This is a genomic window from uncultured Microbacterium sp. (genome assembly GCF_963521645.1).
Taxonomy (GTDB): domain Bacteria; phylum Actinomycetota; class Actinomycetes; order Actinomycetales; family Microbacteriaceae; genus Microbacterium.
Genome location: NZ_CAUQVQ010000043.1, coordinates 1 through 22039 on the forward strand (window position 1 = coordinate 1; position 22039 = coordinate 22039).

The following is a 22039-nucleotide window of genomic DNA, read 5'->3' on the forward strand; positions in this document are numbered from 1 at the left end:
GGGTCGTGGCCGGGTCGATTTCGCACCCTTCCGCCGCCGCGGGGTCAGTTTCGCACCGGAAGGGCACGTTTCCCGTGTGAAACTGACCCCGCGACGACGGTGCGGTGCGAAAGTGACCCCGCGCGGAAGGTGCGGGAAGGGGCGGGGGCGCCGCGCCGCGGCGCGCTGCGTCAGGCGAGCGCCGCGATGAGCGCCTGGGCAGCGGATGCCGACGACTGCGGGTTCTGTCCTGTGATGAGCAGGCCGTCGACGATCGTGTGGTCGCTCCAGGGATCGGTGACGTCGACATCGGCGCCGAGCTCACGCAGCGAGGTCTCGAGCAGGAACGGGGCGCGATCCGCGAGCCCGCCGATGCGCTCCTCCTCATCGGAGAAGCCGGTGATGCGGCGGCCGGCGACGATCGCCTGGCCGTCTGCATCGCGTGCGGGAAGCAGAGCGGCGAGACCGTGGCAGACCGCGGCCAACGGGCGGCCGTCCGCGACGGTCGCGGAGATGAGCGCGGCCGAATCGGCATCCACGGCGAGATCCTGCATCGGACCGTGACCGCCCGGGTAGTAGACGGCTGCGTAGTCGGCGGCGTCGACGTCGGCGAGCACCAGGGGAGTCGAGAGCCCCGGGATCTGCGCGAGGGCGGCGGCATCGCCGTCGCCGAGGCTCGACGAGTCGGCCACCGGCTCGACACCGCCGGGAGTCGCGAACACGACGTCATGGCCTGCGGCGGTGAGCAGTCGGTAGGGGGCGAGCAGTTCTTCGGCCCAGTAGCCGGTGGGGTGCTCGGTGCCGTCGGTGAGGGTCCAGGTGCGGGCGCCGGTGACGACGAAGAGGACGGATGACATGAGTGCTCCTGAGTGGTCGGACGGCGGATGCCGTGCGGATGCGATCTCCGGGACAACCAGGGCCGAGGAAGGCTGATTCCGATAGATTGCCGATATGAGCGATCGGAATTTCGATGGGCTACGGGATATCGGACTGTGGCGCACCTTTCTCGCGGCGCATCGATCCGGCTCCGTGTCGGCTGCCGTGCGCACGCTGGGGCTCGCGCAGTCCTCCGTGACGACGCAGCTCCAGGCGCTGGAGGCGAGTGTCGGCGAGCCGCTGTTCATGCGTCATGCCCGCGGCATCCGTCCGACCCCGCGGGCTGACGAGCTCGCTGCCCGGCTCTCCGGCCCTCTCGACGCGCTGGCGGATGCTCTCGGCACCCGCCCCGCCGCAGAGTCGCCGTCGGTGCGTGTGGGCGGGGCCGCCGAGTTCCTGGCTCACGTCGCCGCGCCCGCTCTCGCGCCCGCGGTCGCAGACGGGCTGCGGCTCGCAGTGACCACCGGTCTCGCCGACGACCTGCTCGAACAGCTCAGGGTCGGCAGTCTCGACCTGGTGATCTCGGCGGTGCGTCCGAGAGGGCGCACGGTGCCGAGCACGCCGCTCTTCGACGAGGAGTTCGCACTCGTGGCCTCGCCGTCGCTGGGCATCGAGCCATCGCCGGCACTCACCCAGGACGCACTCGTCTCCGCACCGCTGCTGTCCTACGACCGTGACGTGCCGATCCTGCGCAGGTACTGGCGGCACGTCTTCGGCATCCGTCTCGATCGGGAACCGGCCCTCGTCTTCCCGGATCTGCGTGCACTCGCTGCTGCTGCCGTCGCCGGAGCAGGCATCACCGTGCTGCCGACCTATCTGATCGCCGACGAGCTCGCCGACGGGAGGCTCGTCGATCTCCGGCCCACCGAGGACCCGCCCATCAACACCCTGCACCTCGTGCGAAGGCCTGGTCCGATGACCGAGGGGGTCTTGGCCGTCGAGCGAGCGCTGCGCGCCGCGGTCGCCCACCTCTGACCTGCCGACCTCAGCACCGCTGGCGGGCGATCGCTCGTGCGGGGCCAGTTCTGCATCCGAAACGCGCGGTTCCGGTGCGAAATCGACCCCGATGGCGATGCTGCCCCGCGCGCATGGTCGAGCACGCCCCAGGTCGCTCGTGCGGGGTCAGTTCTGCATCCGAAACCCGCGGTTCCGGTGCGAAATCGACCCCGCGACCCGCCCCGCGACCCCGGGCGCCCGGGACGCCGCGACCCCGCGACCCCGCGTCAGCGGGTGAGCCAGCGGCGCAGCGAACGCGTGACGAACGGCAGCACCCAGTAGGTCATGATCGGCGTCAGCACGGCGGTCGTGGCGAGCACGCGCAGCCAGATCGGCAGCTCGTTCCAGCCCGGCACGGGGCTCAGCGCATACGTGAAGGCGAGGTTGAGGGGGAAGAATCCGAGCCAGATCGACACGGCCTGCTTCCACCGCGGGGGAGTGCTGACCATCGCGACGGTCGTCGTCGAGCCGTCGGCCCGGGGGAGCGTGATGGTGTCGGTGGTCGGCTCGTCGAACCACCCCTCGATGCCGGTGCGACGGTGCACGCGCTCGCTGCGCACGAACTGGTCGCCGGTCGACTTCCACCACTCGCGCTCGCCCGACTGCTCCCAGGCGATGAGCGACTTCTCGTCGGAGAAGCGGTAGAGCATGTGCCAGATGTGCGAGTCCTCGCCGTCGCGCACCCATCCCGACCCGAGGAAGCCCGGATACCGATGAGCGAGATTCACGCCGGTCTGCACCCACGCGGTGGCGGCGGCCACGTGCTCGGGGTCGACCTCGCGGCGGATGGAGACGGTGATGGGTTCGCTGGACATGGTGGGGTCCTCGGAGAGAGCGGTCAACCCGGGTCGCGGGCGCCTCGACGGTGGGGGATGCGCCGGGGTGCGGGCGCATCAACGATTGTATTTCGGATGCTGGGGGTTGGTGCCGGGTTGATGCCCTTCGAATAGCGCACCTTGCAGATTCCGGCGGCTGATTCTTGCCAAGTGCGCGATTCGAACGAAACTCGAGGGCGAGAATAGGACCCATGAGCACGCGCAGTGAAGCCGTCCTGGTCGATGTCGTCCGCACCCCCGTCGGTCGCGGCAAGCCGGGGGGAGCGCTCGCGGGCGTGCACCCGGTCGACCTGGCGGCCGGCGCGCTCGCCGCGATCCTCGAACGCAACGGTCTGGAATCGCGGCAGATCGACGACGTGCTCCTCGGCTGTGTGAGCCAGGTAGGCGATCAGTCGTCGAACATCGCCCGTCAGGCCGTGCTCGCGGCCGGCTTCGACGAGACGATCCCCGCCACGACCATCGACCGTCAGTGCGGGTCGAGCCAGCAGGCGGTGCACTTCGCCGCGCAGGGGATCATCGCCGGAGCGTACGATGCGGTCCTCGTCGGCGGTGTCGAGTCGATGAGCCGCGTACCCCTCGGTTCGTCGGCCGCGGGAGGCAGTCCGATGTCGCCCCGCCTGCGCGAGCGCTACCCCGAAGGCCTCGTGAACCAGGGCGTCTCGGCCGAACTCATCGCCCAACGCTGGGGCCTCGACCGAGACATGCTCGACGCATACGCCGCCGAGTCGCATCGCCGCGCGACGGATGCCTGGGCCGGCGGTTTCTTCGACCGGACGATCATCCCGATCGCGGAGGCACCGGATGCCGTGCGTGATGAGACCGTCCGCGCCGGCACGACGGCCGAGGGGCTCGCGGGGCTGAACCCGGCGTTCCGCACCGACGCGCTCGCCGCGCGGTTCCCCGAGGTCGAGTGGAGGATCACCCCGGGCAACTCGTCGCCACTCACCGACGGGGCATCCGCCGCCCTGCTGATGAGCGCCGAGCGGGCCGAACAGCTGGGCCTCACCGCTCGCGCGAGGTTCCACGCCTTCACGGTGGTCGGAGACGACCCCCTGATGATGCTCACCGGGCCGATCCCCGCCACGCGGCGCATCCTCGAGCGTACCGGGCTCACGATCGATGACCTCGACGCCTACGAGGTCAACGAGGCGTTCGCTTCCGTGCCGCTCGCGTGGGCCGCCGAGCTCGGAGCGGATGCCGCCAAGCTCAACCCCCGCGGAGGAGCGATCGCTCTCGGGCACGCTCTCGGCTCATCGGGCACGCGCCTGCTCGGAACCCTCATCGACCACCTCGAGGCCGTCGGCGGCCGATTCGGTCTGCAGACCATGTGCGAGGGCGGCGGCATGGCGAACGCCACGATCATCGAGCGCCTCTAGCCGGTTCCTTCCCCTCCCGCTTCGAATCGCGTACTTTGCAGAAATCCCGGCCCCAGAACTGCAAAGTGCGCGATTCGAAGCGCCCCGGGTCAGACTCCGAGAGCCGAGGCCACACGGCGCACCAGGTCCTCTGGTCGACGCAGCAGCGGCGCTGCGACCTCGATGACGGTCCAGCCCGCCGCGCGGAGGCGTGCCAGCCGCTCCACATCCGCCGCCCACCGCTCCCCATGCAGCATGCCGAGATACTCGATGACCACACGGGCCTCGCGGTAGACCATGTCGACGCATCCGAGGAATCGCCCGTCCTCGCCGTAGAGATCGACGTTGAGCTCCGGTTCCGGCAGCCCGCCGGCGACGAGGATGCAGCGTACGCGCGTCTCACGTGGCGACCATGAGTCCTCGCGGACGAGTTCGAGCGCATCCCTGAGCCGTGCTGCTCCGCGACGCCGTCCCGCGTCGAGCATGGTCTGCAGATCCTTCCGGGTCGCCAGTGGTGCGCGGCCGGGTGTCGGCCGGCCCCGTCCTTCGCGCCACACCCGGCACATGTGATCACCGAGAGCGACGATGTCGAACAGGGGAAGTCCGCCGAGCGACGCCCAGGTCGCGGCGGGAGAGGTGACGCGCAGGCCGTCGTGCACCGTGACCTCCGTCATGCTCGACAGCGTCCGGTGGCCGACCATGCCGCGGGCGCGGGGGAAGGGCGTGTGACCGGATGCGCTGACATGCAGATCGAGGTCGCCGTACGTCGCGATCTCGTCATCATCGGTGAACTCGAGCGGCAGCGGAGCGCCCCAGACGGACGCGGCCGTCTGATGACTGAAGAAGTGGCCGGTGTGCAGTCGTGGGGCGTATACCCGCGCACGATGAACCCGCGCTCGGCGCTGCCGTTCATACGGATCCTCGACGTGGTCGAACGTCGGCACCGTCCCGGCCGGAGTCCGCACGCCGAAGAACGGTGCGTCGAGGTCCGTGCCGCGCAGGCGATTGCGGCTGACTCCGTGCAGACGGGCGATATGCACCGAGAAGCCGGTATCGCGGAGGTGCTCAGGGAGGTTCTCTCGTGACGTCATGGCCGACACGGTGGCATGCAGCGGCCCTCGCCGGATGCCGTTGTCCACAGCTCCCACGGCTTCGAATCGCGCACCTTGCAGAAATGGAGGGCTGGAAACTGCAAAGTAAGCGATTCGAAGGCCGGGGCCGACAGAGAAGACCCCCGCCGACCCGATTCGGCGGGGGTCTGTTCGGGAGCAGAGGCTCACCGTGTGCACGGATGACGTGACTACCCGATCCGGTCTGAGTCTGTGTCCGTGCACCTGCAGTTGTAGTCGGCGAACATGACCACGCGGTGAACGCGGCGAGAACTCCTCACGCTCGACCACCGTCACGTGGAAGCGCTTGCGACTTTCGTCCAGTGACGCAGCCTGGACCCCCGACTTTTCGCCAGGACACTCCTGCAAGCGCTTGCAGTATGGCGCAGCACCCTGCTAGCTTCACTCGCAAGCCTTCGGACACGTCGTCGTGTCCGCCCGCACCCAGGGAGCACCACTTGTTCAAGTCGGCCCGGTCGAAGACGACCGCCTCACGTCCGCTCGCCTTCCTCGCCGCTGCGGGGCTCATCGTCTCGGGCTTCGCCGCAGCGGGCACGCTCAGCGCCGCACCGGCATCCGCCGCCGATCGCACCGTGGCCCTGGTCGGCTCGCTGCAGTCCGAGCTCGGCTGTGCGGCCGACTGGGCGCCCGACTGCGCCGAGACCGAGCTCCAGCCCACGGGCGCCGAGGGCATCTACTCCGCCGAGTTCGAGGTCCCCGCGGGCACCTGGCAGTACAAGGTCGCGGTGAACGACGGCTGGGACGAGGCGTACGGGCTCGACGGGGGAGCCGACGACATCCCCCTCACGGTCGCCGGCCCCACGACCCTGCGCTTCACGTTCGACGACGCCCTCAAGCGGGTGGGTCTCGAAGCGACCGATCTTCGCGGCGGCTACACGGCCGACGACGACGCGCTGGTCGAGAGCCCGGCTCGTCAGGCAGGAGCCGGTGAGCAGTTCTACTTCGTGATGACGGATCGGTTCGCGAACGGCGACACCGCCAACGACGCGGGCGGCCTCGAGGGAGACAGGCTCACCACGGGCTTCGACCCCACCGACAAGGGCTTCTACCAGGGCGGCGACATCGCCGGCATCCGGAACAACCTCGACTACATCGAGGGCCTGGGCACATCGGCGATCTGGCTGACGCCGAGCTTCGCCAACAAGCCGGTGCAGGGAGAGGGCGCGAACGCCTCGGCCGGGTATCACGGCTACTGGATCACCGACTTCACGCGCATCGATCCGCACCTCGGCACCAATGAAGAGCTGCAGGCGCTGATCGCCGACGCCCACGACCGCGGCATCAAGGTGTACTTCGACATCATCACGAACCACACCGCCGACGTGATCGACTACGCGGAGGGCCAGTACTCGTACATCGATCAGGCCACCAGCCCCTACACGGATGCCGCGGGCACGGCGTTCGATCCGGCCGACCACGCGGGCACCGACGGCTTCCCCGAGCTCGACCCCGCGACGAGCTTCCCCTACACCCCCGTGGTCGCCGACAGCGAGGCCGACGTGAAGGTGCCCGCCTGGCTCAACGACCCGACACTGTACCACAACCGCGGGGACTCGACCTGGTCGGGGGAGTCGGTCACCTACGGCGACTTCAGCGGTCTCGACGACCTCATGACCGAGCACCCGACGGTCGTCAACGGCTTCGTCGACGTCTACGAGCAGTGGGTCGATCTCGGGATCGACGGCTTCCGCATCGACACGGTCAAGCATGTGAACTTCGAGTTCTGGGAGAAGTGGACCGCCGACGTCCTCGACTACGCCCACGAGCAGGGCAACGACGACTTCTTCATGTTCGGCGAGGTCTACGATGCCGATCCGGTGAAGCTCGCGCCCTACGTACGCGACACCGACATGAACTCGATCCTCGACTTCACCTTCCAGTCCTCCGCGGTCAGCTACGCGTCGGGCAACTCCGCCAAGGGGCTGCAGTCGCTGTTCGCCGGCGACGACCGCTACACGACCCCGGATTCCTCGGCCACGGCGCTTCCCACCTTCCTCGGCAACCACGACATGGGAAGGGTCGGGTCGTTCCTGCAATCGACGGATGCTCCGCTGCAGCGGGACGAGCTGGCGCACGAGCTCATGTTCCTCACGCGCGGCCAGCCCGTCGTCTACTACGGCGACGAGCAGGGCTTCACCGGCCCGGGTGGCGACAAGGATGCTCGCCAGTCGCTGTTCGCCACTCAGGTGGGCGAGTACGCCGACCAGAACCTCATCACGGGAGAGCGGGCCGGCTCGGTCGACCGCTACGCGACCGACGTCGAGCTGTACCAGCACATCGCCGCGCTGTCGGCTCTGCGTGAGGCCCACCCCGCACTCGGCGAGGGTGCCCAGATCGAGCGCTATGCGGCATCCGGCGCAGGCGTGTACGCGTTCTCCAGGGTGGACGCCGACGACAAGGTCGAGTACCTCGTCGCGGTCAACAACGCCGCGACCGCGCAGACGGTCGACCTCGCCACGCTGACCGCCGCCGCCTCGTACGAGGTGCTCTACGGCGACGCGGCGCCGCTCACGACGGATGCCGGCAGCGCCGCCTCGATCACCGTGCCGGCGCTGTCGGCCGTGGTCTGGAAGGCCGACACGACCGTCACGGCGCCGTCCGAGGCGGCATCCGTCGACGTGACCGTCCCCGCGGCCGGAGCTGGCGTGACCGGACAGTCCGCCGTGCAGGCCGACATCGCCGATCAGTGGGCGCAGACCAGCTTCGCCTGGCGCGTCGTCGGCTCCGACGAGTGGCAGGCCCTGGGCACCGCGGAGGACACCGATCCGCGCGTCTTCCACGACATCCGCGATCTCGCCAACGGCACGCTGATCGAGTACCGCGCCGTCACGACGGATGCCGCGGGCAACCACGCGGCGGCCTCGACCTACGCTTCGGTCGGCAACGCCGTGACGCTCGAACTCGGCGAGGAGCCCGAGTCGCCCATCGACATGGTGACGGTGCCCGGCAGCCTCAACTCCGAGCTGGGGTGCGCGGGCGACTGGGACCCGGCCTGCGAGAAGGCGAAGCTGACGCTGCGCGCCGACGGCGTGTGGGCGGGGACCTTCGATCTGCCGGCCGGCGACTACGAGTACAAGGCGGCGATCAACGGCAGCTGGGCCATCAACTACGGGACGAACGGCGTGCCCGACGGCGCGAACGTCACGCTCACGCACTCGGGTGGGCCGATCACCTTCTACTTCGACCCGCGCACGAACATCGTGCAGTCCACGGCCGATGGCCCCATCGTCACTCTGCCGGGTTCGCTGCAGGACGAGCTCGGGTGTGCAGCCGACTGGTCGCCCGACTGCCTCGGCACGCTCATGGCCGACGGCGATCGAGACGGCGTCTACGAGTTCTCGACCGCTGATCTGCCGACCGGCGCGTACGAGCTCAAGGTCGCGCACGGTCTGAGCTGGGACGAGAACTACGGCGCCGACGGCGTGCCGGGCGGCGCGAACATCTCGTTCACCGCCACCGAGGGCACGGTCACCTCGTTCCGCTACACGCTCGCGACGCACGTGCTCGAGGTCACGAGCGCCGACCCGCAGCTCCCCGGCACCGGAGAGCAGCGCGCGCAGTGGGTCGATGCCGAGACGATCGCATGGCCGGCGACCCTCGGGTCCGTCGACAGGGCGGCCTATCAGCTGTACTCCTCCGCCGATGCGTCGCTCGCCGTGGCCGACGGCGAGGTCACGGGAGCGGAGCCGATCGCGCTCGACGTGGTCGAGGGCGGCCTGAGCGATGAGCAGCTCGCCCGGTTCCCGGCGCTCGAGGGCTACCTCGCCCTGCGTGTGACCGACGCGGACGCGGCGGCGCTGGTGCGCACGCAGCTCGCGGTGGCTCAGCGCGATGAGACCGGTGCGCTCACGGCGTTCACGGGCGTGCAGATCGCGGGAGTGCTCGACGACCTCTATGCCGCAGCGCTCGACGACGTCGAGCTCGGTGTGACCTTCTCGGGCAAGAAGCCGACGTTCCGGCTGTGGGCGCCGACCGCGCAGAGCGCGACGCTGCTCACGTGGGACGAGGGCGCCGAGGGCGACCCCACGCGCCATGAGGCTGCGTGGGACGCGGCATCCGGCGTCTGGTCGGTGCAGGGCAAGAAAGACCTCAAGGGCGACGAGTACCTCTGGGAGGTCGTCGTCTACGCTCCCACCACCCAGGCGATCGAGACGAACCGGGTCACCGACCCGTACTCGACGGCCCTCACGCCGAACTCGCAGCGCTCGGTCGCGATCGACCTCGACGACAAGGCCTGGCAGCCGAAGCAGTGGCAGAAGGCCGAGGCGCCCGTCGTCGAGCGCGCGGTCGACCGTGCGATCTACGAGCTGCACATCCGGGACTTCTCGATCACCGATGAGAGCGTCCCCGAGGCCGAGCGCGGCACCTACCTCGCGTTCACTCGCGACAGTGCGGGCACGCAACAGCTGCGGCAGCTCGCGGATGCCGGCATCAACACCGTGCACCTGCTGCCGTCTTTCGACATCGCGTCGATCGAAGAGGACAGGGCGGCACAGGCGGTGCCCGACTGCGACCTCGCGTCGTTCGGTCCGGCCGACGCCGCGCAGCAGGCGTGCATCCAGGCCGTCGCGGATGCCGACGCATTCAACTGGGGGTACGACCCGTACCACTTCTCGACTCCCGAGGGCTCGTACGCGGTCGATGCCGACGGCGGCGCGCGGGTGAGCGAGTTCCGATCGATGGTGGGCGCGCTCCACGACATGGACCTGCAGGTCGTGCTCGATCAGGTGTTCAACCACACCGCGGCATCCGGTCAGGCCGACAAGTCGGTGCTCGACCAGGTGGTTCCCGGCTACTACCACCGGCTCAACGCGGCGGGAGGCGTCGAGACCTCGACGTGCTGCCAGAACGTCGCGACCGAGCACCTCGCCGCGCAGAAGCTCATGGTCGACTCGATCGTGACGTGGGCCCGGGACTACAAGGTCGACGGCTTCCGTTTCGACCTCATGGGTCACCACTCGACGGCGAACATGACGGCGGTCCGTGACGCGCTCGACGCGTTGACGCTCGAGAAGGACGGCGTCGACGGCTCGGCGATCCTCCTGTACGGCGAGGGCTGGAACTTCGGAGAGGTGGCCGACAACGCCCTGTTCGAGCAGGCCACGCAGGGGCAGCTCGGCGGCACCGGCATCGGCACCTTCAACGACCGGCTGCGCGATGCCGTGCACGGCGGCAGCCCCGTCGACTCCTCGACCACCTTCCGCCAGGGCTTCGGCACCGGTCTCGGGACCGATCCGAACGGCGACCCGATCAACGGCACGACGGAGCAGGCGCTCGCCGACCTCGGGCACGAGACCGACCTCGTCAAGCTCGGGCTCGCGGGCAACCTGCGCGACTTCTCGTTCACGACGAGCGACGGCGCGGTGACGCCAGGAGAGGGCATCGACTATCGCGGTTCGGCGGCAGGGTATGCCGACCAGCCGGACGAGGTGATCAACTACGTCGACGCGCACGACAACGAGACGCTCTACGACCTCTCGGTGCTCAAGCTGCCGGTGGACACGCCGATGGCCGATCGCGTGCGCATGAACACGCTGTCGCTCGCGACCGTGACGCTCTCGCAGTCGCCTTCGTTCTGGCATGCGGGCACCGAGCTGCTGCGCTCGAAGTCACTCGACCGCAACAGCTACAACGCGGGCGACTGGTTCAACCGCATCGACTGGACGGGACAGGAGTCCACGTTCGGCTCCGGGCTCCCGACCGCGGCCGACAACGAGGAGAAGTGGCCGATCATGGCACCGCTGCTCGCCGACCCCGCACTCAAGCCGGCCGCGGCCGACATGGCGGCGGCCGAGGCATCCGCGCTCGATCTGCTGCGGGTGCGCGAGGAGGTCGACCTGCTGCGTCTGGGCTCTGCCGAGCTGATCCAGCAGAAGGTCAGCTTCCCGAACGGGGGTGCGGCGGCGGCACCGGGAGTGATCCTGATGCAGATCGACGACCTGGTGGGCGCGGATGCCGACGCGGATCTCGACGGAGCGCTCGTCGCGTTCAACTCCTCGCCGTCGCCGGTCACGCAGACGGTGGCGGGTCTGGCCGGGCGCTCGTTCGCGCTGACTCCGGCCCAGGCGAACGGAGCCGATGCGGTGGTCAGGACCACGACGTGGGACGCGGCGACCGGCACCGTGACGATCCCCGCCCGCTCGGTGGCCGTGCTCGTCGACGACCAGGTGCAGCCGATCGACACGACGCTGCGGGCGTCTACCGACGTGCTCGTCAAGGCAGGAAGGTCGGCCACCGTGAAGGTGCAGGTCTCGGCGGCCGACGGCAGCGATCCCGTGGGCGAGGTGGTGGTGCGGGACCGCGGTGTGGTCGTCGCCACTGTGCCGATCACGCCCGAGCACGACGGTCGCGTCACGGTCTCCGTGCCGAAGCTCGGCCGCGGGCTGCACCTGCTCACGGTGAGCTTCGAGGGGACCGAGCCCTGGCAGGACTCGCGGATGCGGCTGCCTTTGCCCGTGATCGTGCACTGACGCGATGACGCGCGGATGCCGGGGTGCGCGCCCCGGCATCCGCGTGTCCGTGCCCCCGGGGAGGCCGGCAGTGCGTCCGACGGCCCGATCAGCCGGCGCGCGTGTCGATGAACGCCCATCCGTAGGCGCCCAGCTCGCGACGGGCGGCAGTCGAGCCGGTGAGCAGGTCGGTGCCCGGCACGTCGACCGCGAACGGATCCGCGCTGTGGTTGATCACCGTGAGGATGCCGCCGCGGCGCGCGATCTCGACGTGTTCGGGCAGCCCCTCGATCTCGGGCGCCACACCGGCCTCGGCGGCGAGCCAGCGCAGGACCGCGCGCATCCCGTCGTCATCGGGGATGGTCGCGAGATAGTAGCCGTGGCCTTCGCCGAAGCTCTTGCGCGTGAACGCCGCCCGCCCCTGGGTGCGGCCGTCGGTGAAGGAACCGAGCACCTCGGCATCCTGCACGAGGAGCTCCTCGGCGAAGTACTGCCCGACGATGCGGCCGGCCGGCCCGTCGAGTGGCGCCTCCGACTGGCCGGGTCCGTCGGGCACGGCATGGCTCGCGACCTCGCCCGCCGAGTCGGCCGACCGCACGGACTCGGGCGGCACGAGTGCGCCGAAGTCCTCCAGGGCGACTCCGAGCACGTCGCGCAGCGCGACGAGGAAACCGCCATCGCGGAACGCGTCGTCCTGATCGACGACGTCACTGAAGGCCGAGACGAAGAGGCGGCCGCCCTGCTCGACGTAGGCCGCGAGGTTCGCGGCGCCCTCGTCGCCGAGCAGATACTGCTGCGGCGCGATCACGAGCGAGTAGGCGCTCAGGTCGCTCGTCGTGTTCACGATGTCGACCACGAGGTTCTGCCGGTGCAGAGCCGCGTGCCAGCGGTGCGACAGCGTGAGATAGTCGAGCACGATCGGGTGGTCGCGTCCGTCGAGCGCCCACCAGTTCTCCCAGTCGAACACCAGGGCGATCCGCGCCCCGGACGAGACGTCGGGGAGGTCGGGCAGCTGCCGGAGTCGGTCGCCGAGGTCGACGACCTCCCGCCACGTGCGGGTGTCGAGACCTGCCTGCGGCACCATCGCGGAGTGGAACTTCTCGCTGCCGCGGCGCGACTGGCGCCACTGGAAGAACATGATGGCGTCTGCGCCGCGGCCGACCGCCTGCGCGGTGATCGCGGCCATCTGGCCCGGAGCCTTGGGGGCGTTCGTCGGCCGCCAGTTCAGGGCGTTGGTCGACTGCTCGGTGAGCAGCCACGGCACACCGGGCTTGAGGCCGCGCATCAGCTCACGGGCGAACGCCGCCCCGCGGAACGACTCGGGGTCGTTGGGGTCGGGGTAGTTGTCGTCGCTGATCACATCGACCTCGGCCGCCCACTTCCAGTAGTCGGCCGGGGGGAACGCACCCATGAAGTTCGTCGTGATCGGCTGGGTCGCTCCGGCGGCGCGGATGATGTCGCGCTCCATGACGTAGAGCTCGAGAAGCGTGTCGGAGGTGAACCGCTTGAAGTCGAGCACGCTCGTCGGATTGATGCTGTACGGGGCCTTGCGCGGCGGCACGATCTGCTCGAACGCCGTGTAGCGCTGCGACCAGAAGTCGGTGCCCCACGCGTGATTCAGCGCATCGATCGTGGAGTACTTCCGCTCCAGCCACGCGCGGAAGTGGTCGCGCGCCGCATCGGAGTAGTCGTAGTGCAGATGGCATCCGTATTCGTTGTTGACGTGCCAGAGCGCCACAGCGGGATGCTGTGCGTAGCGTTCCGCGAGAGCGGTGACGAGCTCGGATGCCAGGCGTCTGTAGACCGGTGACGAGGGCGCGAACGCCTGTCGACTGCCCGGCCAGAAGGTGGTGCCGTCGGCATCCTGAGGGAGCATCTCGGGATACGCGGTCGTCGCCCACGGCGGAGGGGAGGCGGTCGCGGTCGCGAGGTCGACGCGGATGCCGCCCTCGTGCAGCAGCTCGATGATCTCGTCGAGCCACTCCCAGTCGAACTCGCCCTCGGCGGGTTGGATGCGCGACCACGAGAAGATGCCGAGGCTCACCATCGTCACGCCGGCCTCGCGCATGAGCCGCACGTCGTCGGGCCACACCTCTCGTGGCCACTGCTCGGGGTTGTAGTCGGCGCCGTAGTGCATGCCACCCACCCTATCGGGAAGCGTTTTCCCTGGTGGGCCGCCCCGCCCCCCCCCGCCTTCGAATCGCGCACCTTGCAGAATCGGCACCGCCGAAACTGCAAAGTGCGCGATTCGAAAGTAAAAGGACGTCCTAGTAAATCCCCGGATGCCGAAGTACCATCGTCATAGTGCCAACGACGGCGCGAAGGGACATCGCACAATGACTCGTACCATTCCCCACTTCATAGGCGGAAAGCACGTCACCCCCGAGGACGGACGCTTCGCCGACGTGTTCGATCCGAGCACGGGTTCCGTGCAGGCGCGGGTGCCGCTCGCCTCCACCGCAGAGGTCGCCGAGGCGATCGCGACCGCCGAGGCCGCGCAGGTCGAGTGGGCGGCGACCAATCCGCAGAAACGCGCGCGGGTGCTGTTGCGGTTCCTCGACCTCGTGCAGCGCGAGATGACGGAACTCGCCGAGCTGCTGGCGAGCGAGCATGGCAAGACGGTCGACGATGCGAAGGGCGACATCCAGCGCGGCCTCGAGGTCATCGAGTTCTCCGCGGGTGCCCCGCACCTGCTCAAGGGCGAGTACTCGACCGGCGCCGGCGCGGGCATCGACGTGTACTCGATGCGGCAGCCTCTCGGTGTCGTCGCCGCGATCACCCCGTTCAACTTCCCCGCCATGATCCCGCTGTGGAAGGCGGGCCCCGCGCTCGCGGCGGGCAACGCTGTCGTGCTCAAGCCCAGCGAGCGCGACCCCTCGGTGCCTGTGCGCATCGCCGAGCTGTTCCTCGAGGCGGGGCTGCCCGCGGGCGTGCTCAACGTCGTGCACGGCGACAAGGAGGCGGTCGACGCCCTGCTGACCGACGACCGCATCCGGGCGGTCGGCTTCGTCGGATCGACGCCGATCGCCGAGTACATCTACTCGACGGCGGCGGCGCACGGCAAACGCGCGCAGTGCTTCGGCGGCGCCAAGAACCACATGATCGTGATGCCCGACGCCGACCTCGACCAGGCCGTCGATGCGCTGATCGGCTCGGGCTACGGCTCGGCGGGCGAGCGCTGCATGGCGATCTCGGTCGCGGTTCCGGTCGGCCAGGAGACGGCGGATGCTCTGGCCGCCAAGCTCACCGAGCGCGTCGCGCAGCTCCGGGTCGGCCCTTCGCTCGCGGCCGAGGTCGACTACGGGCCGCTCGTGACCCGAGCCGCGGTCGACCGCGTCGAGGGCTATATCCAGCAGGGGGTCGACGAGGGTGCGACCCTCCTCGCCGACGGTCGCGGGTTCACGGTGCCGGGGCACGAGCAGGGCTTCTACCTCGGGCCGACGCTGTTCGATCACGTCACGACCGACATGGCGATCTACCGCGAGGAGATCTTCGGACCCGTGCTCGTGATCGCCCGCGCCGCCGACTACGAAGAGGCTCTGCGCATGGCCTCCGAGCACGAGTACGGCAACGGTGTGGCGATCTTCACCCGCGACGGCGACGCCGCACGAGACTTCGCCGCCCGGGTCGAGGTCGGCATGGTCGGCGTGAACGTGCCGATCCCGGTGCCGATCGCGTACTACACGTTCGGCGGCTGGAAGCGCAGCGGGTTCGGCGACCTCAACCAGCACGGCGCCGATGCCTTCCGCTTCTACACGAAGACCAAGACCGTCACGAGCCGCTGGCCCTCTGCCGGCATCCGCGACGGCGCGAGCTTCGTGATCCCCACCATGCACTGACGATTCTTGTTCGTCGAGCGCGGCCGGCGAGGCCCCCGAGACGAGACGCACGACCCCAGGAGATGACATGACCATGACGACCGTCACCACCACCGCCGAAGAACGCGAGGCCATCCTCGACGCCGTCCGCGAGTTCTCCGACTCCGAGCTCGCCCCGTTCGCCGCCGAGCGCGACGAGAAGCACATCTTCCCCCGCGAGTCCCTCGGCAAGGCGGGGGAGCTCGGCCTGGGCGGCATCTATGCGCGAGAGGAGTTCGGCGGCACCGGGCTGAGCCGCTCCGACACCGTCGCGATCTTCGAAGAGCTCGCCAAGGGCGACCCGGCGGTCGCCGCGTACATCTCGATCCACAACATGGTGGTCTGGATGATCGACACCTACGGCGACGATGCGCAGCGCGGCCGGTGGCTGCCCGCGCTCACCGCGATGCAGGAGTTCGGCGGCTACTGCCTCACCGAACCGGGAGCCGGATCGGACGCTGCGAACATCGCCACGAGCGCGGTGCGCGACGGCGACGACTACCTGCTCACGGGCGTCAAGCAGTTCATCTCGGGAGCGGGTGAGGCTGCGGTCTACGTCGTGATGGCGCGGACGGGCGAGCCGGGGGCCCGAGGCATCAGTGCGTTCCTGGTGCCCGGCGACGCCGAGGGCCTGAGCTTCGGCGCGCCGGAGAAGAAGATGGGCTGGCACGCGCAGCCCACGCGTCAGGTGATCCTCGACGGCGTGCGCATCCCGGCATCCGACATGCTCGGCGATGAGGGCCGGGGCTTCGCGATCGCGATGTCGGCGCTCAACGGCGGCCGCCTCAACATCGCGGCGTGCTCGCTCGGAGGTGCGCAGTGGGCGCTCGACCGTGCCGTGCAGTACGTGCACGAGCGGGTGGCGTTCGGTGAGCCGCTGGCCGAGAAGCAGTCGATCCTGTTCGCGATCGCCGACATGCGCACCGATCTTCAGGCCGCGCGGCTCATGGTGCGCGACGGCGCGCTCGCGGTCGACGACCAGGCTCCGGATGCGACGATGCGGTGCGCGATGGCCAAGAGGTTCGCGACGGATGCCGGATTCGACGTCGCCAACCGGGCGCTGCAGCTGCACGGCGGATACGGCTACCTGCAGGACTACGGCATCGAGCGGGTCGTGCGGGATCTGCGCGTGCATCAGATCCTCGAGGGCACCAACGAGATCATGCGCCTGATCGTCGGGCGAGAGATGCTCCGACCTGCGGGCTCGGCGTCGATGCGGAGCGCGTCATGACCGCGGCGACGGCGATGCGGATCGCCTTCCTCGGACTCGGACACATGGGTCTGCCGATGGCGAAGAACCTCGTCGCCGAGGGGCACGAGGTGCACGGCTTCGACCTCGTGCCGGCGGCGGTCGACGCGGCGCGGGAGGCCGGCATCCCGGTCGCGACCAGTGGGGCGGATGCCGTTCGCGAGGCCGACGTGGTCATCACCATGTTCCCGGCCGGGCGCCACGTCATCGAGGCCTACCGCACCGAGCTGCTCGAGGCCGCGCGACCGGGCACCCTGTTCATCGAGTCGTCGACGATCGCGGTCGACGAGGCCAGGGCGGCTCACGCTCTGGCGCTCGCGGCGGGGCATCGCAACATCGACGCCCCCGTCTCGGGCGGTGTCGTCGGAGCGGAGAACGGCACGCTCGCCTTCATGGTCGGCGGATCGGACGAGGACTACGCCGCCGCGCTGCCGCTGCTCGAGGTCATGGGGAAGCGCATCGTGCACTGCGGCGGCCCGGGGCTCGGGCAGGCTGCGAAGGTCTGCAACAACATGGTGCTCGCGGTGTCGCAGATCGCCGTGGCCGAGGCGTTCGTGCTCGGCGAGCGTCTCGGGCTCGAACACCAGGCGCTGTTCGACGTCGTGTCGCAGGCATCCGGCCAGTGCTGGGCGATCACGACGAACTGCCCCGTGCCCGGTCCGGTTCCCACGAGCCCCGCGAACCGCGACTACCGGCCCGGATTCGCCGGTGCCCTGATGGCCAAGGACCTCGGCCTCGCGCTGCAGGCGATCGAGCAGACCGACACCGATGCCCGCATGGGCCGGCTCGCACAGCAGCTCTACGCCGCGTTCGCCGCGGGCGACGGCGCCGGCCGGGACTTCTCCGGCATCATCACCGACATCCGCGACGGCCGGGTATGAGCCCCGGGCGTCGAGCGACCACGGCGGAGCCGAACGAGACGACAAGTGGCGATCACGCTCCGGTCCTGTTCCCGGGACCCCGCACAGATGCATGGTGAGATCACGGATGCAGGCCGGCTCGGCCCGATCGGGCATGCGCGTGTGATCTGAGCATGCATATGACGAGCCTGAGAACACGCGCGCGGCCGGATGATGCCGAGCCCGGCGCGACATACTGAGATGACCACGACGGAAAGGCCTTCACGATGACCGAATACGAGACGATCCTGGTCGAGCAGCGCGGACGCGTCGGATGGATCACCCTGAACCGCCCCGAGGCTCTGAACGCTCTGAACAGCCGTCTCGCCGAGGAGGTCACCGCCGCAGCCGTGGCGTTCGACCTCGATGACGGTGTGGGCGCGATCGTCGTCACCGGGTCGGAGAAGGCGTTCGCCGCGGGTGCCGACATCAAGGAGATGGAGGGCATGTCGGCCGCGGAGATGATCGAGACCGATCACTTCGGCGTCTGGCACGAGTTCGCCGCCGTGCGGACCCCCGTCATCGCCGCCGTCTCGGGGTTCGCACTCGGGGGAGGATGCGAGCTCGCCATGATGTGCGACATCATCCTGGCGGCCGACACGGCCAAGTTCGGCCAGCCCGAGATCAATCTCGGTGTCATCCCGGGCATGGGCGGCACGCAGCGTCTGATCCGCGCGGTGGGCTACTACAAGGCGGCGGAGCTCGTGCTCACGGGCCGGTTCATGGGCGCCGACGAGGCGGAGCGCGCGGGCCTGGTCTCGCGCGTGGTTCCGGCATCCGACCTCCTCGCCGAGGCCACGACCATGGCCGAGACGATCGCGTCGAAGTCGCTGCCCTCGGTGGTCGCGGCGAAGGCCGCGCTCGACGCGGCGATGGAGACCACGCTCGCCGAGGGTCTCGCGCATGAGAAGAAGGCGTTCGCCGAGCTGTTCGACACGGAAGATCAGAAGGAAGGCATGTCGGCCTTCCGGGAGAAGCGTGCGCCCGACTTCCAGCACCGTTGACCGGCGCGGCCGGGCGCAGCGGGGGTCAACGACAGGCGGCCTGACCGCGGCGTTCGAGCACGGCCTGCAGGCCCCGTCCGCTCACGTGGGCCGTGTATGCCCGTGCGCCGCTGCCTCTGCCTCTGCGGCCAGCTGGTCGTTGCGCTGCTCGATCAGACGACGCATGTACTCGCGAAGCACGAGCCGGTCGACCAGCCTCCCTATCGGGCCGAACGGCGAGCGGAAACGGATAGTGTCGCGCATCAGCGTGCCCCGCGGGTGGTCCTCGAACACGTGCTCGTGCCAGAACGTGCCGAAGGGCCCCGAGATCTGCCGGTCACGGAATCCGCGCGGCGGATCGACGTCGAACACGACGGAACGCAGTCGGAACGGGATGCCGAAGTGCCGCGCCCGCCAGGTTACGGTCGACCCTTCGCTGAAGACGCCGCCAGCCGGGGCCTCGACCATCGTCTCGCCGTACCGCGCCATCGACCTCAGATGCAGCCCGGGGTCGAGCGCCACGGAGAAGACCGTGCTCCGCGGGGCGGCGATCACGCGCTCGAGCACGAACTCGGACACGTCAGAGCGCGTCCGGCTGCGGCTTCGGATCGCTGAAGTCGCCGGCCGCCTTGCGCATGCGGGCGACGATCGCGACGAGCTCGGTCGCGTCCTCCTTGCTGACTCCCGGCTCGGCGAAGACATCGGCGTTGAGGGCGGAGGTGGCGCGCTCGACGAGTTCGCGGCCGGTGTCGGTCAGGGCGAGCAGCGCGGCGCGGCCGTCGTGCGGGTGCGGCTCGCGCACGATCAGTCCGTCGCGCACGAGGCGCTCAGCCGTGCTCGTGACGGTCGTGGCGTGCACCTGGAGCCGGGCGACGACGCTCGACAGCGGCAGGCGTCCGGAGCGGCTGAACGCCAGCAGGCGCAGCATCTCGTAGCGGGCGAAGCTCAGGGCGAACGGCTTGAGCGCGGCATCCACCCTGGCGAGCAGCAGTTGCTGCGCACGCATCACCGAGGTCACGACGGTCATGCCGTCGGCGGCGTCCGTCCACCCGTGCGCGAGCCATTGCCGCTTCGCCTCGGCGAGCGGATCGACGGGCAGCGGACGCGGTCGGTTCACGGTTCTACGGTAGGCCATCGGATCGAGACCGCCGTGATGTGCGTTCCGAGAGGCACGGTGATTCCCAGTCGCGCATCACGTGAGACTCAGTATCAAGGGACTAGAATCGACGCAGTCGTGAGGAGCAATCGATGAAGATCTTCGTCCTGGTCAAAGAGGTGCCCGACACCTATGGCGATCGCAAACTGAACCTCGAGACCGGCCTGGCCGAGCGCGGTGCCGGTGACGTGGTGCTCGACGAGATCACCGAGCGTGCACTCGAGGTGGCTCTGAGTCATGCCGACAAGAACGAGGGCACCGAAGTGGTCGCCGTCACGATGGCCCCCGCGGGCTCCACGGCCTCGGTGCGCCGCGCGCTCGCGATCGGTGCCGGATCGGCCGTGCACATCGCCGACGAGCAGCTCGCTGGCGCCGACCTGGGCCTCACGGCCGAGACTCTGGCCGCGGCGATCCGTCGCGGCGAGCCCGACCTCGTGATCACCGGCAACCTGTCGACCGACGGCTCGGGCGGAGTGATGGCAGCCATGCTCGCGGAGCATCTGGGCTGGGCGCACGCCACGGCGTTGACGACCGTCGAGATCACGGCGGACGGCATCACGGGAACCAGGGGCGCGGATGCCGGAGCGCAGTCGATCTCGGCGTCCCTGCCCGCGGTCATCTCGATCACGGAAGCGCTGCCTGACGCCCGCTTCCCGAACTTCAAGGGCATCATGGCGGCGAAGAAGAAGCCGCTCGATGTGCTCACCCTCGACGACCTCGGCGTCTCGGCCGACCCGGCGGCGGCCCCGCGCACCATCATGACCTCGGTCGCGGAGAAGCCGCCGCGCGCAGCCGGCGTGAAGATCGTCGACGACGGCGATGCCGCCGACAAGCTCGTCGAGTACCTCGTGCAGAACAGGCTGGTGTGACATGACCTCTCCCGAGAACCCCATCCTCGTGCTGGTCGACCTCGACCCGGCCGGCAACCCCGCGAGCAGCACCGCGGCCCTGATCGGCGCCGCGGCGACCGTGGGCACCCCGGTCGCCGTGGTCGTCGGCGGATCCGCCGAGGCCGCGCAGCAGGTCGCCGCCGCAGGAGCCGCCGTCGTGCTGACGGCCGACGCCGACGACACGATCCTCACGGTGCCGATCGTCGATGCACTGCATGCAGCCGTCGAACAGGTGCGGCCGGATGCCGTGCTGATCTCGAACTCGATCTCCGGGCGCGATGTCGCCGGTCGTCTCGCCGTGCGCGCCCGCCTGGCGCTGGCGGTCGACGCGGTCGGCGTCTCACGCGACGACGAGGGCGTTGTCGCCCACCACTCCGTCTACGGCGGGGCGTATCTCGTCGACGCGGCCCCCACGTACGGGCCCCCGATCATCACGGTGCGTCAGGGCGCGGTCGAGGCGCGCGCAGAGGCGGTCGCCTCGCCCGCCGTCGAGGCGCTGAACGTGACCGCATCCGGTGCGGCGGCGGCCACTGTCGGAGCCGTGGAAGCCGTGGAGACCACGTCGTCCCGACCCGAGCTGCGCGGTGCCACGCGGGTCGTCTCGGGCGGTCGCGGCCTCGCGTCGAAGGAGAAGTTCGTGCTCGTCGAAGAGCTGGCCGACGCCCTGGGCGCAGCCGTCGGTGCGTCGCGCGCCGCGGTGGATGCCGGGTACATCCCGCAATCGCACCAGGTCGGTCAGACCGGCGTCTCGGTTTCGCCGCAGCTGTACGTCGCCCTGGGCATCTCGGGAGCGATCCAGCACCGCGCCGGCATGCAGACGGCCAAGAACATCGTCGCGATCAACAAGGACGGCGAGGCGCCGATCTTCGACGTCGCGGACTTCGGCATCGTCGGCGACCTCTTCACGATCGTCCCGCAGGTGATCGCGGGCCTCGAGGCGCGGAAGAAGTAGTCATGGCGACCCGGATGCTCCGGCGCGGGCTGCCGCGCGTACCCGGCGGTGAACCGTGGCCTCCCGCGTCGTCTCCGGACGTCGAGCAGGCAGGGGAGCGCGTTTCGTCTCGGTCGACTTCGTCGTCCTCGCTCAACGACCGGGAGGTTGCGTCGTCTCCGGTCGTTGAGCGAGCAGCGGAGCAGCGAGACGAAACGCGCCACGATGCGGGGGCGGTGTCCGTTCGACGCGGTCTCCCGCGGGTCGTCGGCGGTGAGCCGTGGCCTCCGGCGGGTACGGTCGCGGCGCTGTCCGCAGCGGAGCGCGTTTCGTCTCGGTCGACTTCGTCGTCCTCGCTCGACGACCGGGAGGTTGTGTCGTCTCCGGTCGGTGAGCGAGCAGCGGAGCGCGTTTCGTCTCGGTCGACTTCGTCGTCCTCGCTCAACGACCGGG

Annotated in this window: 15 protein-coding genes; 9 read left to right on the plus strand and 6 right to left on the minus strand. The window is 69.7% G+C overall.

Annotated features, from left to right (window positions below; all coding sequences use genetic code 11):
• Positions 1-170: 170 nt before the first annotated feature.
• Complete coding sequence (locus RWO82_RS10325; protein ID WP_314426507.1) at positions 171-836, minus strand: type 1 glutamine amidotransferase domain-containing protein; 666 nt, start codon at positions 834-836, stop codon at positions 171-173.
• Between the two features lie 94 nt (positions 837-930).
• On the opposite strand from RWO82_RS10325, the gene RWO82_RS10330 reads away from it, so the two are divergent.
• Entirely contained in the window at positions 931-1830 is a 900-nt protein-coding gene (locus RWO82_RS10330) for a LysR family transcriptional regulator (protein ID WP_314426510.1), read from the plus strand.
• Between the two features lie 248 nt (positions 1831-2078).
• On the opposite strand, the gene RWO82_RS10335 is transcribed toward RWO82_RS10330, so the two are convergent.
• The gene (locus RWO82_RS10335; RefSeq protein ID WP_314426511.1) at positions 2079-2666 is read right to left on the minus strand and encodes an antibiotic biosynthesis monooxygenase; all 588 of its coding nucleotides are present in this window, start codon (positions 2664-2666) and stop codon (positions 2079-2081) included.
• Positions 2667-2878: 212 nt separating this feature from the next.
• On the opposite strand from RWO82_RS10335, the gene RWO82_RS10340 reads away from it, so the two are divergent.
• A complete protein-coding gene (locus tag RWO82_RS10340; protein WP_314426513.1) occupies positions 2879-4063 on the plus strand; it encodes a thiolase family protein in 1185 nt (394 codons plus the stop codon).
• Between the two features lie 89 nt (positions 4064-4152).
• On the opposite strand, the gene RWO82_RS10345 is transcribed toward RWO82_RS10340, so the two are convergent.
• Entirely contained in the window at positions 4153-5133 is a 981-nt protein-coding gene (locus tag RWO82_RS10345) for a DUF559 domain-containing protein (protein WP_314426515.1), read from the minus strand.
• A gap of 398 nt (positions 5134-5531) precedes the next feature.
• Between RWO82_RS10345 and pulA the strand changes: the two genes are divergently transcribed.
• Positions 5532-11642 carry a pullulanase-type alpha-1,6-glucosidase gene (gene pulA / locus RWO82_RS10350; protein ID WP_399540751.1) on the plus strand — a complete coding sequence of 2037 codons (6111 nt, stop codon included), beginning with the start codon at positions 5532-5534 and terminating at the stop codon, positions 11640-11642.
• Between the two features lie 88 nt (positions 11643-11730).
• Here the strand turns inward: pulA and RWO82_RS10355 are convergent, their stop codons facing one another.
• Positions 11731-13758, minus strand: coding sequence for a beta-galactosidase (locus tag RWO82_RS10355; RefSeq protein WP_314426518.1), 2028 nt, complete (start codon positions 13756-13758; stop codon positions 11731-11733).
• A 199-nt stretch (positions 13759-13957) separates the two neighbouring features.
• On the opposite strand from RWO82_RS10355, the gene RWO82_RS10360 reads away from it, so the two are divergent.
• From RWO82_RS10360 to RWO82_RS10375, 4 genes are all read left to right on the plus strand, one after another.
• Positions 13958-15460: a CoA-acylating methylmalonate-semialdehyde dehydrogenase gene (locus RWO82_RS10360; RefSeq protein WP_314426519.1), complete on the plus strand. Its 1503-nt coding sequence runs from the start codon at positions 13958-13960 to the stop codon at positions 15458-15460.
• A gap of 67 nt (positions 15461-15527) precedes the next feature.
• On the plus strand, positions 15528-16709 hold the full coding sequence (locus tag RWO82_RS10365) for an acyl-CoA dehydrogenase family protein (protein ID WP_314426520.1): 1182 nt from the start codon (positions 15528-15530) through the stop codon (positions 16707-16709).
• Positions 16706-17608 carry a 3-hydroxyisobutyrate dehydrogenase gene (gene mmsB, locus RWO82_RS10370; protein WP_314426521.1) on the plus strand — a complete coding sequence of 301 codons (903 nt, stop codon included), beginning with the start codon at positions 16706-16708 and terminating at the stop codon, positions 17606-17608. Before RWO82_RS10365 ends, mmsB begins: the two co-directional genes overlap by 4 nt.
• 245 nt (positions 17609-17853) lie before the next feature.
• Entirely contained in the window at positions 17854-18630 is a 777-nt protein-coding gene (locus RWO82_RS10375; RefSeq protein ID WP_314426523.1) for an enoyl-CoA hydratase, read from the plus strand.
• 81 nt (positions 18631-18711) lie between these two features.
• Here the strand turns inward: RWO82_RS10375 and RWO82_RS10380 are convergent, their stop codons facing one another.
• Positions 18712-19188, minus strand: a complete 477-nt coding sequence (locus RWO82_RS10380; protein WP_314426525.1) for an SRPBCC family protein — start codon at positions 19186-19188, stop codon at positions 18712-18714.
• Between the two features lies 1 nt (position 19189).
• Positions 19190-19726 (minus strand): MarR family transcriptional regulator, encoded by a 537-nt coding sequence (locus RWO82_RS10385; protein ID WP_314426527.1) that lies wholly within the window; start codon positions 19724-19726, stop codon positions 19190-19192.
• Between the two features lie 131 nt (positions 19727-19857).
• On the opposite strand from RWO82_RS10385, the gene RWO82_RS10390 reads away from it, so the two are divergent.
• Positions 19858-20634 carry an electron transfer flavoprotein subunit beta/FixA family protein gene (locus RWO82_RS10390; RefSeq protein ID WP_314426530.1) on the plus strand — a complete coding sequence of 259 codons (777 nt, stop codon included), beginning with the start codon at positions 19858-19860 and terminating at the stop codon, positions 20632-20634.
• 1 nt (position 20635) lies between these two features.
• Positions 20636-21607 (plus strand): electron transfer flavoprotein subunit alpha/FixB family protein, encoded by a 972-nt coding sequence (locus RWO82_RS10395; RefSeq protein WP_314426533.1) that lies wholly within the window; start codon positions 20636-20638, stop codon positions 21605-21607.
• Positions 21608-22039: the final 432 nt, after the last annotated feature.

Coding starts and splice junctions, on each gene's coding strand:
- RWO82_RS10345 (WP_314426515.1), bottom strand. CDS start 5,133: ATGACGTCACGAGAGAACCTCCCTGAGCACCTCCGCGATACCGGCTTC.
- RWO82_RS10390 (WP_314426530.1), top strand. CDS start 19,858: ATGAAGATCTTCGTCCTGGTCAAAGAGGTGCCCGACACCTATGGCGAT.
- RWO82_RS10395 (WP_314426533.1), top strand. CDS start 20,636: ATGACCTCTCCCGAGAACCCCATCCTCGTGCTGGTCGACCTCGACCCG.
- RWO82_RS10360 (WP_314426519.1), top strand. CDS start 13,958: ATGACTCGTACCATTCCCCACTTCATAGGCGGAAAGCACGTCACCCCC.
- RWO82_RS10355 (WP_314426518.1), bottom strand. CDS start 13,758: ATGCACTACGGCGCCGACTACAACCCCGAGCAGTGGCCACGAGAGGTG.
- pulA (WP_399540751.1), top strand. CDS start 5,532: ATGGCGCAGCACCCTGCTAGCTTCACTCGCAAGCCTTCGGACACGTCG.
- RWO82_RS10365 (WP_314426520.1), top strand. CDS start 15,528: ATGACCATGACGACCGTCACCACCACCGCCGAAGAACGCGAGGCCATC.
- RWO82_RS10375 (WP_314426523.1), top strand. CDS start 17,854: ATGACCGAATACGAGACGATCCTGGTCGAGCAGCGCGGACGCGTCGGA.
- RWO82_RS10340 (WP_314426513.1), top strand. CDS start 2,879: ATGAGCACGCGCAGTGAAGCCGTCCTGGTCGATGTCGTCCGCACCCCC.
- mmsB (WP_314426521.1), top strand. CDS start 16,706: ATGACCGCGGCGACGGCGATGCGGATCGCCTTCCTCGGACTCGGACAC.
- RWO82_RS10330 (WP_314426510.1), top strand. CDS start 931: ATGAGCGATCGGAATTTCGATGGGCTACGGGATATCGGACTGTGGCGC.
- RWO82_RS10325 (WP_314426507.1), bottom strand. CDS start 836: ATGTCATCCGTCCTCTTCGTCGTCACCGGCGCCCGCACCTGGACCCTC.
- RWO82_RS10335 (WP_314426511.1), bottom strand. CDS start 2,666: ATGTCCAGCGAACCCATCACCGTCTCCATCCGCCGCGAGGTCGACCCC.